Source organism: Aeromonas sp. CD (assembly GCF_033349375.1).
Lineage (GTDB): Bacteria > Pseudomonadota > Gammaproteobacteria > Enterobacterales > Aeromonadaceae > Aeromonas > Aeromonas hydrophila.
Genome location: NZ_CP137631.1, coordinates 1,266,331 through 1,280,806, shown reverse-complemented (window position 1 = coordinate 1,280,806; position 14,476 = coordinate 1,266,331). Strand labels below are relative to the sequence as shown.

The window sequence follows — 14,476 nt, the reverse complement described above, 5'->3', positions numbered from 1 at the left end:
GACAAAAAAGCACGACCGTTCGCACATAAAAACCACAGGATGACCATGAGCAGCAAGATCTACTTCAACACCCGCCGCTTCAGCCCGAGCAAATGGCTGCTTGGCCTTGGCACCCGCTTGCATCACACCCTGGCCCCCGCTCATGCCAAGCGCACCGCCAGCAAGCTGCTGCTCACCCCCCAGCGCAACCAGCGGGATGACACGGCGCCGGCCGGACTGGTCAAACAGGCCGTGCACACCAGCGAAGGCACCCTGATGAGCTACCGGCTCGGCCAGGGGCCGGTCTGGCTGCTGATGCACGGCTGGTCAGGCAGCGCCGGCCAGTTCTACCCGCTGATGAGCCACATCGCCGCCCAGGGCTTCACGGCCATTGCCTACGATCACCCGGCGCACGGCCACAGCGCCGGCCATACCGGCCACCTGCCCCGCTTCGTGCGTGCCTTCGACGAACTGGTGGAGAAGATGACGGCGGAGTACGGCCCGCTGCAGGGCGTCATCGCCCACAGCATGGGGGGCGCCGTCACCCTCTCCAGCCGCCGACGCGAGCTGGATGCCCTGCCGCTGCTGCTCATCTCGCCGGTGCTCGACTACGTGCCCCAGCTCTACGGTATGGTGGCGCGCTCCGGCTACTCCATCCGGCTGTTCGATGCGGTGGTCAAGGAAATTGAGCAGGAGTACCAGCACCCCCTGAGCACGGTCGACCCGCTGGGGCGGCTCGCCGGCCGCAGCGGGCCCGCCATCATAGTGCACGATGAGGAGGACCGCTTCGCCCCGCACGGTGATTCCCTGCGCGCCACCCAGGATGGCCGCACCCGGCTGGTGAGCACCCGCGGCCTCGGTCACGGCCGCATCCTCGCCAGTGCCCCCGCATTCGCCGCGTTCGATCAGCTGAGCGCCGCCCGCTGCGCCAACTGAACAGCCTCAAAAAGGGCCTGCAAAAAATGGTTGGCAGGCCTGTTTTTATATTTGATACAGCGTCTTATAGTTAAATTGCTCGGTGGCAACACCCCCAGTGGCATGCATAAGGCGCAGTATCATGGCCAAACCCAACACAGCTCTTCTGTTGACCGGTGGTGGTGCCCGCGCCGCCTATCAGGTCGGCGCCCTCAAGGCGATCGCCGAGTTCTATCCCCGCAATCTCGGCATTCCGTTTCCCATCCTGTGCGGCACCTCGGCCGGCGCCATCAATGTCACCGCGCTGGCCTGCTACGCCTCCTGCTTTCATCTGGGGGTACGCAAGCTGGAGTGGGTCTGGCGCCGCTTCGAGACCCACCACATCTTTGACTTTCACCCAGGGCGCCTGTTGTGGCGACTGATGTACGAGGGCTCGGCGGGGCTCATCAATCCCCACACCAACCACGCCTTTCACCTGTTCGACAACGCGCCGCTGCGCCGCCTGCTGGATCAGCTCATCGACTATCACCGCATCGACGACAACATCCTCTACGGCAGCCTGGAGGCGCTGGCCATCACCGCCTCCGACTACGACGACGGCCTCTCCACCACCTTCTTTCAGGGGCGAGCCGAGCACCTGCCGTGGGAGCGGGCCAGACGGCGCGGGCTGCGCACCCTGCTCACCTCGGATCACCTGCTCGCCTCCTCGGCGCTGCCGTTCGTCTTCCCGGCCACTCACATCGGCGACAAGTTCTACGGCGACGGATCCATCCATCAGTTGAGCCCGCTCAGCCCCGCCATCCACCTGGGGGCAGAGCGGATCCTGCTGATCACCCTGGATCCGCCGGCGCACACGGCGCCCACCTTCCACCATGGCCACCTGACCAGCTCCAACATCGCCAGCCACCTGCTGGACACCGTCTTCACCGACACCCTCAACTCGGATCTGGAGCGGTTGTGGCGCATCAACCAGACCCTGGATCTCATCCCGGAGCGGGAGCGCAACCGGTTGAAACTCAAACGGGTGGAGACCTGCGTGCTCAAGCCGAGCCAGGATCTCGACCTGCTGGCGCTGGCCTATCTGCGCAAGCTGCCGGTGCACCTGCGCCGCCTGCTGCGGGTACTGGGGGTGACGGGGGACGAGACCAGCAGCCTGGCCAGTTTCCTGATGTTCTATCCCGGCTACTGCCAGCAGCTGATCAAGCTGGGCTACCTGGATACCCTGAACGAGCGCCGGCGGGTAGAAGCGTTTCTGGGGATAGAGGAGATGGTACCGGCCGAAGCTTGAATTGAGCCCTTGAGGGGGGGCCGGCAAGCCCACCAGCAAGCGGCTCATTCACCTGCGGCGAGGATGAATACACCTTGAGGGAGGGCTAACGCCCCTCCAGCAGGCGCTGCTCCGCCTGCTCCACCGCCACCCCATTGCCGAACAGCACCAGCCGATCCCCTGCCGCCAGCACCAGCTCAGGCTTGGGCTCCAGCCGCAACTCGCCGCGCTGTACCTCCTTGATCCGCACCGTCTCCAGCGCCAGGGTCTGCACGCTGCGCCCCACCGCCCAGGCCTGCTCGTGCAGCAGCACGGGGTGCAACCGTTCGAGCAGCTGGTCCGTTTCCAGATTGCCGGCGCTTTGATCCCCCCAGTAGAAACCGTGCAGAAAGCGGTACTGGCTGCTGCGCTCGTGCTCCATGCGCCGGATCACCCGGCCGATGGGAATGTCGCAGTTGAGCAGCAAGTGGGAGACCAGCATCAGGGCCCCCTCCTGAGATTCGGGGATCACTTCAAAGGCGCCCGCCCGCTTGAACGCTTCCAGAAAACTGTCATCGCGGGTGCGCACCAGCACCTTCACCTCCCCCGCCAGCTCCCTGATCAGCGCCAGCATGGCCTCGACCCGCTTGTGATCGTCAAAGGTGATGATCACCAGCCTGGCCCGCAGTAGGCCAGCGGCCAGCAGGATGTCGCGGCGGCTGGCATCGCCGAACGCCACCTGCTCCCCCGCCGACTTGGCCTCGCTCACCCGCTCCGGGTCGAGATCCAGCGCCAGGAAGGGGATCTCCTCCTGCTTGAGAAAGCGGGCGCAGGTCTGGCCGGCCCGACCAAAGCCCGCGATGATCACGTGCTGGGTCTTGCTCAGGCCCGACTGGGCCACCTCGGAGCGAGTGAGCAGGGCCGGATCGGTGAGGGAGCGGGCCAGATGATGGGCCTGCAGCACCAGCCAGGGCGTCATGGCGATGGAGGTGACGCCGATGCCGATGAGCAGGGAGACCAGCCGATGGTCGAGCAGACCGTGGTGGTTGGCCAGTGCCAGCAGCACGAAGCCGAACTCCCCCACCTGGCTCAGCATGATCCCCGCCGCCATGGCATCGCGTTTGCGCTCCCCCATCAGCCGGCCGGCCAGCAGCACCAGCAGGGACTTGAACAGGATCAGGCAGAGCACGCTGGTGGCCACCAGCCACCAGTCCTGCGCCACCCGCTGCCAGTCCATGGTCATGCCGATGGTGATGAAGAAGAGCCCCATCAGCACGTCCCGAAACGGCCGGATGTCCACCTCCAGCTGATGGCGATAGTGGGACTCCCCCAGCATCATGCCCGCCAGAAAGGCCCCCAGCGCCATGGAGAGCCCCATCCATTGGGTCAACGAGGCGGCCAGCAGCGCCACCAGCAGGGCGCTCAGCACGAACAGCTCGTCGGAGCGGGCCCGCGCCACCTCGTGAAACAGCAGCGGCAGCAGCCACTTGCCCACCGCCAGCAGGCTCAGCAGGGCAAACAGCCCCTTGAGGGTGGCCCAGGCGATCTCCGCCAGCAGGGCGCTGCCCTGGATCTCGGGCCTGGCCAGGATGGGGATCATCACCAGCAGCGGCACCACCGCCAGATCCTGAAACAGCAGCACACTCACCCCGAGCTGGGCGCGGCGGGTGTGCAGCTGCTTCTGCTCCCCCAGCTGCTTGATCACCACGGCGGTGGACGAGAGCGCCAGGGTGCCAGATACCACCAGCGCCTGGGGCAGGCTCAAGCCCCACCACCAGGCGATGGCGAAAAACAGCAATGATGTGAGCAGCACCTGCAAACCACCCACCCCTATCACCAGCCGGCGCATGGCGATGAGCCTGGGCAGCGAGAATTCGAGCCCGAGCGAGAACATCAGAAAGACGATGCCGAGCTCGGCGATGGTCTGCATGATCGCCTGGCCGGTGATCACGGCGACGCCATAGGGGCCGAGCAGTACCCCGGCAAGCAGGTAAGCGAGGATCACCGGCTGGCCGAGGCGCCGGAAAATCGCCACCAACAAGACGGCGGCAAGCAGCAGGATCAACACATCTGCGTACAATATTTCCTCCCTTTTTATCTACTTAAGCCTAGCCAGCCACTCTTGTTCGCATCGAACATATTTTGGGCACAAGGATTGCAAGTAAGTGTCAGGAAGTAGGTTGTTTGAGGGCTGTACCGTGGAAAACACATCATCATTGAATGGTCTGGGACATGGCATCGAGCAGTGGGTTCGCCAGATGGAGCGGCTCACGCCGCTGGCCAGTCAGGATCGCAACCAGTTGCTCGAGTTGTTGTTGGTGCAGATGGACCTCGGCAGCCTGCTGGCAATCTTTGCCGATCGTGCGGCAAGAATTGTCCGGATCCACAGCCTGCACTTCGACTGCGGCCAGCCTCATACCCTGATCCAGCATCCGCCCCAGGCCAGCCTGACCCTGCACAGCTACCCGTTCGAGCTGCGCGGCCAGCATGGCCAGCTGATCGGCCAGTTGCACTACACCCTGGAACATGCCCTGAGCGGCAGCCAGCAGCGGATCCTGCAGCAGTATCACCAGCTGCTCTGCCTGCCCCTGCCTCTCTATCTGCGCCTGTCACAGCTGGAGCTGCAGGTCAGGCTCGATCACCTGACCGGGCTCGGCAACCGCTCCTACTTCGACGAAGCCATCGGCCGGGCGGTAGAGCAGCACAGCCGGGAATCCCACGGTCTGGTACTGGTGCTGCTGGATCTCGACAACTTCAAGCAGATCAACGACACCTGGGGCCACCCGGTCGGCGATCTGGTGCTGAGCCGCTTCGCCCAGCTGCTGACCCACTGCATCCGCAGCACGGATCAGGCCTTTCGCCTCGGCGGCGACGAGTTCGCCCTGCTGCTGCAACCCGCCGAGCCCGAGGCCTGGCGCCCGGTCTGGCTGCGCCTGCAGCACATGCTGATGATCCACAAGGAGCTCAGCACCTTCTCGGTCGGCTGCAGCCTGGGAGCAGCCAGCTGGCAGTCCGGGGTAGACGTGCACAGCCTGTACGAGGCCGCCGATGCCCACCTCTATGCCCGCAAGAAGGCGGGCAAGGCCGGCCTGCTGGACTGAACCGGCCAGCCGCAGGAGACGACAAGGCCGGCATATGCCGGCCTTGTCCGTTATCCGCGTTGGCGAAGGAGAGCGTCACCCCGGGGGCTGACAGGCCGCCGCCGGCAGCCAGTGCCAGGCCAGACCGGCGTCCTGCGTCATGAATCCGTCACAGAGGAACAGCTCACCCACCGCCGCCACCTGCTCGCCGTAATAGAGGATGGGAATGCGGCCGCGCTGCCAGGAGGGAACTCCGTACTCCTGCAGCAGTTTCTTGAGGCGCCGGCTGCCGCCGCGCCCTACCGGCTTGAGCATGCTGCCGGCGGCCACCCCGAAGCGCACCGACAGCGGCTCGTCCGCCCTTGGCAGCCTCAGCCCCTCGCCTTCCACTCGCGGCAGCAAGCGCACCTCCCCCAGCCCGTCCGGCAGGCTCAGCGTCTCCCCCACGGCCAATGTCAGCTGCTCGTGGCGAGGCTGCAGCCCGGGTCGCACCAGATGAAGCCGGCCCTGAAAGCGGCGGCAGCTCTGCCCGCCCCAGTTGAGCTGGGGATTGGCGTCTTCCCGTGCCAGCGCCACCTCCTGCCAGAGCAGACCGAGCTGCTCGCGGGAGGGCATCTCGCCCCCCTGGCGGCGGATCCAGTAACGCAGCAGGTTGTTGCGCCGGGTACCTGACAGAGCCAGCAGCGGCGCGATCTGCAGCGCCTCTCCTGCTGCCGCCAACCGCCAGTCGGCCTCTGCCAGCTCCTCCAGCAGTGCCTCCTGCTCGGCGCACAGCGCCATGCTGCGCGCCGCGGTCTGGGCCATGGCGGGCCAGCGGGCCTTGAGCTGGGGAATGAGCCGTTGGCGCAGGAAGTTGCGGTCATAACTCACATCCTGGTTGCTCTCATCCTCCACCCAGCCATAGGGGAGGGTGGCGGCACACTCCGCCAGCTCGGCCCGGCTCACCTCGAGCAAGGGGCGCAGCAACAGGCCACCGGCAAAGGGCTGGCTCGGCACCATACCTGCCAGCCCGCGCAGACCGGCGCCGCGCTTGAGCGCCAGCAGCAGGGTCTCCAGCTGATCGTCCTGATGATGGGCGGTGAGCAGCCACTCCTCCTCCCCCAGCTGAGCGGCGAGACGCAGATAGCGGGCCTCCCGCGCCTGCGCCTCCAGGCTGTCGCCACAGCCCCGTTGCAACTGCACCCGCTCGACCAGCAGCGGCACCGCCAGTTGCTGACACACCCCTTCGCAGTGGGCCACCCACTCATCGGCATGTGGGCTCAGGCCGTGATGGACGTGCAGGGCGCGCAGGGCAAGGCCGTGGGCGCCGGCAAATCGAGCCGCCAGCACCAGCAGCACGGTGGAGTCGAGCCCGCCGCTGAAGGCTACCAGCAGGCCACGGGAACCTTCCGGCGCGGGCAGGGTCTGACAAAAACGAGAATAAATACGAGAAATCATAGGCTTCCCCAATACGACCAGGCCGATCTTAGCAGACTCGGGCTTATCAAGCGCTAACCCGACTGCTAGAGTGAGACGCTCCCTGCGTGGGCAAGGAAGCCGCATAACCCGAATTGGAATCCAACATAATGAACAACAAAAAAAGCATACTGGCCGCCCTCATCGGGCTGGCCCTGCTGGCCGGCTGCAGTCAGGCCCCGGACGGCGCAGACAAACACTCCGGCCTCGCGCTGGCCAACATGGACACCAGCGTCAAACCCGGTGACGACTTCTTTCGCTACGTGAATGGCCACTGGCTCTCCACCGCCAAGATCCCGGACGACAGGCCCGCCGACGGCGCCTTCTACATGCTGCGCGACAAATCCCTGGCGGACGTGCGGGTGCTGGTGGAAGGGCTGGACGGCAAAGCCGCCGCCGGCACACCGGCCCAGCAGATCCACGACCTTTACCAGAGCTATCTGGATCAGACGACCCGCAACGCCAAGGGCACGGCGCCGCTGATGCCGATGCTGAGCGAGATCGAGCAGATCCGCACGCCGCAGGATCTGGCCCGGGCCTTCGCCCAGAGCGGTCGCAACGGCGGCGGCGCCCCGTTCGGTTTCTGGGTCGATGCCGACGCCAAGGCGCCGGACAGCTATGCGGTCTACCTCTACCAGGCCGGGCTCGGTCTGCCGGATCGGGATTACTACCTCAAGACGGATGCCGCCAGCCAGGCACTGCGCCAGAAATACGAGCAGCACATCGCCACCATGCTGGGCCGCTTCGGCGAGGTGGATGCGAACGCCAAGGCCAAACGCATCCTGGCCCTCGAGAGCAAACTCGCCCGGATCCAGTGGGACAACGTCACCCTGCGGGATCGGGAGAAGAACTACAACAAGGGGCCCCAGAGCGAGCTCAAACGCCTCGCCCCTGCCATCGACTGGAATGCCTACCTGACCCAGGCCGGCCTCGCCGGCCAGAGCAGCCTCATCATCGGCCAGCCGACCTATCTCGCGGCCCTCAACGAGGTGATGCAGCAGACCCCGGTCGGCGACTGGCAGGCCTACCTCAAGTGGCATCTCATCACCGATTACGCCCCCTACCTCGACAGCCAGACCGATGCCCAGAACTTCGCCTTCTTCGGCACCACCCTGAGCGGCACGCCCAAGCAACGCGCCCCCTGGGAGCGGGCCCTCGGCGTACTGGACGATCACCTGGGCGAGGCGGTAGGCAAGCTCTACGTGGAGCGCTACTTCCCGCCAGAGGCCAAGGCCCGCATGGAGCAGCTGGTGGAGAACCTGCGCACCGCCTACGGCCAGAGCATCGAGGAGCTGGACTGGATGTCGCCGGCCACCAAGGCCCAGGCCCAGGCCAAGCTCGCCAAGTTCCGCCCCAAGATCGGCTACCCGGACAAGTGGAAGGACTACAGCGCCATTGCAATCCGTGCCGGCGATCTGGTGGGCAACCTGCAGCGGGCCCGCGCCTTCGAATACGCCGACAACCTGGCGCGCCTCGGCAAGCCGGTAGACAGAGACGAGTGGCACATGTCGCCGCAGACGGTGAACGCCTACTACAACCCGAGCAACAACGAGATCGTCTTCCCGGCCGCCATCCTGCAGCCCCCCTTCTTCGACATGACGGCGGATGACGCGGTCAACTACGGTGCCATCGGCGGGGTGATCGGCCACGAGATGGGTCACGGTTTTGATGATCAGGGCGCCAAATCCGACGGTGACGGCGTGATGCGCGACTGGTGGACGCCCCAGGATCTCAAGGAGTTTCGCTTCCGCACCAGCCGGCTGGTGGCCCAGTACAACCGCTTCGAGCCCATCAAGGGGCAGTTCGTCAACGGCCAGTTCACCCTGGGGGAGAACATCGGCGATCTGGGCGGCCTCACCATCGCCCACAAGGCCTACCTGCTGTCGCTGGATGGCAAGGAGGCTCCGGTGCTGGACGGCTTCACCGGCGAACAGCGCTTCTTCCTCGGCTGGGCCCAGGTATGGAAGGGCATGTATCGCCCCGAGCTGATGCAGATGCTGCTCGCCTCGGATCCCCACTCGCCGCCGGAATACCGGGTCAACGGCGTGGTACCGAACATCCCCGCCTTCTACGAGGCGTTCAAGATCCAGCCGGGTGACAAGCTCTATCTGGACCCGGCCAAACGGGTCAAGATCTGGTAATGACCGCCCCGATGAGGGGCGGATGACGCGAACCGGCGGGGATTGCCCGGTCGGTTCGCACAGTGACACAGGTGGCGGGCAACCGCCGCCGCAGTAACAAGGGTCAAACCGATGAAAGCCTTGCTCATGACACTCGGCCTGCTCACCCTGCCCCTCGCCAGCCAGGCGGCGGACGGGTTCTTCAAACAGCTGACGCTCCCCTCAGGCCAGGTAGTGACCGTCAGCGAAGGGCGCGGCGAACCGGCCTCCACCGGCAGCTACGACGTGCGCCTCTACTCCGGCGCCAACCCCCAGTTCCCGCTGGATCAGTTCATCGACGGCAAGGTGCTGCCGCGCGATGGCAGCATCAAGGAGCTCAAGCTGCTGGATCTCAACGGCGACAAGCAGCCCGAGCTCATCGTCGTGGTCGAGAGTGCCGGCAGCGGCAGCTACCTGAGTGCCGACGCCTTCACCATCAACCCGCAAGAGGGGCTGGACAGCTTCAACCACGTGGAGGGGCTGGCCCCCAATGAAGATGTGATCCAGGCGCTCAAGACCCCGCGCGACTGACCCCCATCACCACGCCCCGCCCAGCGGGGCGTTTTTTGTCCCGCCGCTGACAACGCGCCTTCCCGCCTCACCCGCAGGGCACCGCCATGGATAGACGGCTATTTTTTCTGCGCTTATAATCGCCGCACCGTGCCATCACGAAACACAAGGAGGTAAAAAATGGTTATCCAAGCGTGTCCGATGTTCTCGGCTCGCCTGTTCGGCACATTCGCGTGCTCTTGCCTGCATACCATCGCGCTGCGATAGCGGGTTCGAGCAAAGCCGACTCCCTTCCATACCGAGACCTTTCTCGACTCTGCCGTTGTCGCCAGCGCTCCTGATGACAGGGATTTTCGATCCCGCGATTTAAGAGAGCAAGAGCATGACAACCCTGATGAGTACCCATTCCCTGCAGATGAGTGCGGGGCACCTTCCGTTATTTGACCACCTCGAACTCGGCATCCGCGCGGGCGACCGGCTCGGCCTTGTCGGTGCCAACGGCTGCGGCAAGAGCACATTGCTGGCACTGCTGGCGGGCGAGCGCACGCCCCAGGCCGGCCGGGTCGTGCAGGCCGCAGCCTGCCGCTGCGAGTTCGTGGCCCAGCAACTGCCGACCAGGCTTTCAACCCTCAGCACCCGCGCCGTGCTGCTGGATGCGCTGGGCAATGACCCGAGCGCCGAATGGCAAGTGGACAAGCTGCTGGCCGAGCTGCAGCTGGAGGCCCAGGCCGCGCTGCCGGTCAGTGCGCTGAGCGGCGGCCAGCACAGCCGACTGCAGATAGGCCGTGCCCTGCTGCGCCAACCCAACCTGCTGCTGCTCGATGAGCCCAGCAACCACCTGGATCTGCCCGCCCTGCTCTGGCTAGAGCAGTTTCTGCTGGGCTGGCGCGGCGCCTTCGTGCTGGTCTCCCACGACGGTCGCCTGCTGGACCGGGTCACCGAGCAGACCCTGATCCTGCGCGATGGCGAGCTGCACCGCTTCGCCCTGCCCTGCAGCCAGGCCCGGGCGGCGCTGGCCGCCGAAGACGAGCAGGCCCGCCTGCGCCGGGCTGACGAGCAAAAGGAGATCGACCGCCTGAGCGCCAGCAGCAAGCGCCTCGCCATCTGGGGGCGGGAGCATGACAACGAGAAGCTGGTGCGCCAGGCCAAGTCCATGGAAAAACGCATCGCCCGCCTGCAGGAGGAGCAGAGCCAGGTGGCGGCGCTGGCCCCCTGGCGGCTCGAGCTGCGCGGACTGAGCCTGCCCGCCGACACCCTGCTGCGGCTGGAGGCCCTCGACGTGGCACCGGCGCCAGCATTGCCGCCGCTGCTGCGCGCCGAAGGGCTCTGGCTGCGGGCGGGTGACAGGGTCGCCCTGCTCGGTGCCAACGGCACCGGCAAGTCCTCCCTGCTGCGCCAGTGCTGGCGCGAACTGGCCGCGCAGAGCCCGCAGGCAGGCTGGTACTGCCACCCCGGCGCCAGCATCGCCTATTACGATCAGTCCCTGCAGCAGCTGGCTGACGACGCCACCCTGAGCGACGTCCTCTACCCGCTGGCCCCTCTGCCGGAGACCACCCGGCGTCAGGCGCTGATCCGGGCGGGTTTCCCCTATGCCCGCCACGGCCAGCAGGTGCACAGCTTGAGCGGGGGCGAGCGGGCACGGCTGCTGTTTCTCGCCCTGTCGCTCGGCAGTCACCACATGCTCTGGCTCGACGAGCCCACCAACCACCTGGATCTGGCGGGCAAGGAGGAGCTGGCCGAGGCGATTGCCGCCTTCCCGGGCGGTGTGCTGCTGGTCTCTCACGATCGGGAGCTGATCGAGCGCAGCTGCAACCGCTTCTGGCTGATCAAAGACGGCCGCATCCAGGAGGCTCACAGCGCCGAGCGGGCCTATGCCGAGCTGCTCGGGTCGGCAGCAGACAAGGCAAGCCTGGCCGCCCCCGCCATGGGGCAGGCCCCGGCCGGCCCGGCGGATGACGAAGAGGCGCTGCTGGCACGCTGGTATGAACTCGATGCCCTGCTCGCCGCCGATCTGGCCCGCAAGCCCAGGCACCAGACCCCGCGCCTGCAGCAGCAGTGGCGCGACGAGCTGACCAGGCTCACCGACCAGCTCGGGCTGGTCGGATCATGAGCAGAGCCATCAACCGGCTCTGCCAGCCATCCCTGTTTGACCCACCACTCGCGGCCAGCCACGGCTGGCCGCAAGGAGCCACCATGACAGCAATGCAACAACCCCACATCAGGCTGGATCCAGTCAGCGACGCCGATCTGCCCCACATCTACCGCGGCCTGTCCGATCCGCGGGTCGTCGCCTACTACGGCGTCAGCTACGACAGCCTGACGGCGTGCCAGGCCCAGATGGCCTGGTATGCCGAGCTGACCCGCACCGGCCGTGGCGCCTGGCACCTCATTCGCGACCAGAACACGGACGAACCGCTCGGCGCCATCGGCTACAACGATGCCGACCCGACTCACCGGCGGGCCGAGCTGGGCTACTGGCTCTATCCCGAACACTGGGGCAAGGGGGTGATGAGCGCGGCGCTGCAACTGTGGCTGCCGCTCACTTATTGCACCAGCGAGCTGCACCGGCTGCTGGCGGTGGTGGAGGAGCCCAACCTCCCCTCCGCCCGCCTGCTGGAGCGGGCCGGCTTTCACTACGAGGGCACCGCGCGGGAATGCGAACGCAAGGGGGATGGCTTCATCTCCCTGCGCCACTACGCCATCTTGCGCAGCGACCTGCCCACCAGCCTGTGACCTGCAACAAAAAGCCCCGCACTGCGGGGCTTTTTTTCAGATTACTTGATGGCGCAGACACCCTCATCGGACGCCGAGCGGCGGCGTCTGCGCCGCCACAACGAGAAACAGCCGTAGCCAAGACTGAGCACCACGGCATAGAGCACCTGGGAGGCGAGCGCCACCAGCACCAGGGCACAGAGCAGCACGCTCACCCCCGCCAGCCCCTTGCCCACCCCGCCGAGCAGGCGCCAACCCGCCGCCATGCAGAGCAGGTAGACCAGCACGAAGTTGCCATTGGCGTAGCGGATCAGCTCATCGAGCGGCAGTCGCAGCCAGATGATCAGGGTGATGCAGACCAGACAGATGGCGAGCACCAGACTCAAGGCCCGCAGCGGTGCACCGCGGGCGGTGAGGCGGGCCAGCGAGACCGGCAGCTTGCCTTCGCGCGCCATGCTCCAGATCAGCCGGGCAAACCCCTGCAGGTAGATGTTGATGCTGGCAAAGCAGGAGAGATAGCCGAGCACCGCCACCAGCCACTTGGCGGTGGGGCCGAACAGCAGCGAGAGCAGGGCCGGAATAGCGGTGGCGTTGGTCGCCTCATCGCCGTAGAGGCCGTATTTGAGCACCACCAGCGAATGCACCCAGTAGATGAGCCCCGCCAGCAGCACCCCGCCGAGCAGGGCCAGCGGATAGTCCCGCTCCGGTCGCTTGAACTCCTCCCCCATGTGGGCGAAGGCCTCAAGCCCGACGAAACACCAGAACATCACCGCCAGTGCGGTGGCCATGGCAGGCCACTCGTCCGTCGTCGGCAGCGGCCGGGCGGCGTCGCGCCAGCTGATATCCCCCTTGAACCAGATGAGCAGGGTGAGCCCCAAAATGGCGAGCGCGATCAGCAACTGCAGGTTGCCGGAGGAGCGTGCCCCGCGCAGCCCGAGCAAAAATACCCCGAGCAGGGTGAGCAGCTGGATGCCCCACAGGGTCCACTCCCCCAGGTCGAACAGGGCGTGCCAGAAGCCGGCAGCAATCATCAGGGCGGCGGGCAGGCCCACCGGCAGCACTGCCAGAAACAGGAAGGCGGAGAAGCGCTCGGCGCCGTTGCCAAAGGCAAGGCCAATCAGGTGTGGCGCGCCGCCGGCGTGGGGGTAACGGCGGCCGAGGCGAGCGAAGGTAAAGGCAATCGGCAGCACCAGCGCAATCAACAGCAACCAGGCCCACAGCGAGGCCCCACCCGCCAGCGAGGCGGCAGTCGCCGGTACCACGAAGATCCCGGTGCCCAGCAGCGAGGTGGCGAGCAGCCCCATCCCCTGCCAGAGCCCGAGATCCTTTTTCAACCCAGACATATCCTTTTGTCCCGACTAGAAAAACATCCCGCCATGTTAGGCCTCCCTCGCCCCTTTGTTAAGCACGATGGTTAAGCAGGATGACAAGAATATGCAGTGCTTTATTCAGGCCGGGAGGCTCGCGGGTGAGTCGAGGTCAGCTGCGGTGGCGCAGCGCCTCCGCCAGAAAATCCCCCAGCAGGGTGATCTTGAGCACCTGGCGGCGCGCCGCCGGGTAGATGAAATAGAGGGTCTTGTCCGGAATGCGGTAGGTATCGAGCAGAGGCAGCAGCCGCCCCGCGGTGATATGGCCTTGCACCTGATCGGCGGGCTGCAAGCTGATGCCGGCCCCCGCCAGTGCCGCCGTCAGTAGCGCCGGCCAGTGGTTGATGCGAAGGCGCGAGGCCACCCGTACCTCCTCGCTCTGGCCATCGCTCCCGACAAACTGCCAGCGCTCGTGATCGCCCCAGTTGCCGTGCAGACACTGGTGGCTGGCGAGATCGGCCGGCTGACGGGGCACGCCGTGGCGAGCGAGGTAGGCGGGCGCGGCGCAGAGGCGGTAGTGCTGGGTCAGCAGCGGGCGGGCGATCAGCGCCTCATCCTGCGGGCGCAGGGTGCGGATGGCCGCATCGAACCCCTCCTCCACCAGATCGACCCAGCGCGGGGTGAGCTGCAGCTCCACCTCCAGCTTGGGGTAGCGGTCGAGAAAAGCGGGCAGCAGCGGCACCAGCCGGTGGTGGCCAAAACTGAGGGGGGCGGCGATGCGTAGCCGTCCGGCCGGCTCGGCCAGCAGATTCTGGGTGAGCGACTCGGTCAGTGCCAGCTCCTCCAGTACCCGCTGGCAGCGAGCCAGAAAGAGCTGGCCCAGCTCGGTCAGGGTCTGCTGGCGGGTGGTCTTGTGAAACAGCTTGCCCCCCAGCCACTGCTCCAGCCCCTGCACATGCTTGCCCACCATCTGGGCGCTGATCCCCTCTTCGCTTGCCACCGCGCTGTAGGAGCCGAGATCCACCACCCGGGTGAAGATGCGCATGCTGGTCAATCGGTCCACAACCCCTCCTTTGCCCACGTTTCGAGGCCATTTGGCCCGCTGCAAGCGGC

Annotated in this window: 11 protein-coding genes; 7 read left to right on the top strand and 4 right to left on the bottom strand. The window is 66.2% G+C overall.

Going from position 1 to position 14,476, the window contains the following annotated elements; all coding sequences use genetic code 11:
- Nucleotides 1-45 precede the first annotated feature (45 nt).
- Nucleotides 46-915, top strand: a complete 870-nt coding sequence (locus tag R2E40_RS05965; protein ID WP_318164992.1) for an alpha/beta hydrolase — start codon at nucleotides 46-48, stop codon at nucleotides 913-915.
- A gap of 121 nt (nucleotides 916-1,036) precedes the next feature.
- Nucleotides 1,037-2,182 (top strand): patatin-like phospholipase family protein, encoded by a 1,146-nt coding sequence (locus R2E40_RS05960; RefSeq protein WP_106551999.1) that lies wholly within the window; start codon nucleotides 1,037-1,039, stop codon nucleotides 2,180-2,182.
- 85 nt (nucleotides 2,183-2,267) lie between these two features.
- Here the strand turns inward: R2E40_RS05960 and R2E40_RS05955 are convergent, their stop codons facing one another.
- Entirely contained in the window at nucleotides 2,268-4,220 is a 1,953-nt protein-coding gene (locus tag R2E40_RS05955; protein WP_318164991.1) for a cation:proton antiporter, read from the bottom strand.
- A 100-nt stretch (nucleotides 4,221-4,320) separates the two neighbouring features.
- On the opposite strand from R2E40_RS05955, the gene R2E40_RS05950 reads away from it, so the two are divergent.
- Nucleotides 4,321-5,241 (top strand): GGDEF domain-containing protein, encoded by a 921-nt coding sequence (locus tag R2E40_RS05950; protein WP_318164990.1) that lies wholly within the window; start codon nucleotides 4,321-4,323, stop codon nucleotides 5,239-5,241.
- Between the two features lie 75 nt (nucleotides 5,242-5,316).
- Here R2E40_RS05950 and tilS read toward each other — a convergent pair whose 3' ends face one another.
- Complete coding sequence (gene tilS / locus R2E40_RS05945; protein WP_318164989.1) at nucleotides 5,317-6,657, bottom strand: tRNA lysidine(34) synthetase TilS; 1,341 nt, start codon at nucleotides 6,655-6,657, stop codon at nucleotides 5,317-5,319.
- Nucleotides 6,658-6,785: 128 nt separating this feature from the next.
- Here tilS and R2E40_RS05940 point away from each other — a divergent pair, with 128 nt between their 5' ends.
- The 4 genes from R2E40_RS05940 (at nucleotide 6,786) to R2E40_RS05925 (ending at nucleotide 12,077) form a co-directional block, all read left to right on the top strand.
- The gene (locus R2E40_RS05940; RefSeq protein ID WP_318164988.1) at nucleotides 6,786-8,816 is read left to right on the top strand and encodes a M13 family metallopeptidase; all 2,031 of its coding nucleotides are present in this window, start codon (nucleotides 6,786-6,788) and stop codon (nucleotides 8,814-8,816) included.
- A gap of 111 nt (nucleotides 8,817-8,927) precedes the next feature.
- Nucleotides 8,928-9,365, top strand: coding sequence for a PliI family lysozyme inhibitor of I-type lysozyme (locus R2E40_RS05935; RefSeq protein ID WP_016349890.1), 438 nt, complete (start codon nucleotides 8,928-8,930; stop codon nucleotides 9,363-9,365).
- Between the two features lie 361 nt (nucleotides 9,366-9,726).
- Complete coding sequence (locus tag R2E40_RS05930) at nucleotides 9,727-11,454, top strand: ABC-F family ATP-binding cassette domain-containing protein (RefSeq protein ID WP_318164987.1); 1,728 nt, start codon at nucleotides 9,727-9,729, stop codon at nucleotides 11,452-11,454.
- An 83-nt stretch (nucleotides 11,455-11,537) separates the two neighbouring features.
- A complete protein-coding gene (locus R2E40_RS05925) occupies nucleotides 11,538-12,077 on the top strand; it encodes a GNAT family protein (RefSeq protein ID WP_318165539.1) in 540 nt (179 codons plus the stop codon).
- A 41-nt stretch (nucleotides 12,078-12,118) separates the two neighbouring features.
- Here the strand turns inward: R2E40_RS05925 and yjeH are convergent, their stop codons facing one another.
- Nucleotides 12,119-13,399: an L-methionine/branched-chain amino acid transporter gene (yjeH, locus tag R2E40_RS05920; RefSeq protein WP_029301572.1), complete on the bottom strand. Its 1,281-nt coding sequence runs from the start codon at nucleotides 13,397-13,399 to the stop codon at nucleotides 12,119-12,121.
- Between the two features lie 136 nt (nucleotides 13,400-13,535).
- Nucleotides 13,536-14,426, bottom strand: coding sequence for a LysR family transcriptional regulator (locus R2E40_RS05915; protein WP_318164986.1), 891 nt, complete (start codon nucleotides 14,424-14,426; stop codon nucleotides 13,536-13,538).
- Nucleotides 14,427-14,476 lie beyond the last annotated feature (50 nt).

Excerpts from the sequence above, each read along its gene's own strand:
- R2E40_RS05935 (WP_016349890.1), top strand. The coding sequence starts at position 8,928 with ATGAAAGCCTTGCTCATGACACTCGGCCTGCTCACCCTGCCCCTCGCC.
- R2E40_RS05940 (WP_318164988.1), top strand. The coding sequence starts at position 6,786 with ATGAACAACAAAAAAAGCATACTGGCCGCCCTCATCGGGCTGGCCCTG.
- tilS (WP_318164989.1), bottom strand. The coding sequence starts at position 6,657 with ATGATTTCTCGTATTTATTCTCGTTTTTGTCAGACCCTGCCCGCGCCG.
- R2E40_RS05930 (WP_318164987.1), top strand. The coding sequence starts at position 9,727 with ATGACAACCCTGATGAGTACCCATTCCCTGCAGATGAGTGCGGGGCAC.
- R2E40_RS05965 (WP_318164992.1), top strand. The coding sequence starts at position 46 with ATGAGCAGCAAGATCTACTTCAACACCCGCCGCTTCAGCCCGAGCAAA.
- R2E40_RS05925 (WP_318165539.1), top strand. The coding sequence starts at position 11,538 with ATGACAGCAATGCAACAACCCCACATCAGGCTGGATCCAGTCAGCGAC.
- yjeH (WP_029301572.1), bottom strand. The coding sequence starts at position 13,399 with ATGTCTGGGTTGAAAAAGGATCTCGGGCTCTGGCAGGGGATGGGGCTG.
- R2E40_RS05960 (WP_106551999.1), top strand. The coding sequence starts at position 1,037 with ATGGCCAAACCCAACACAGCTCTTCTGTTGACCGGTGGTGGTGCCCGC.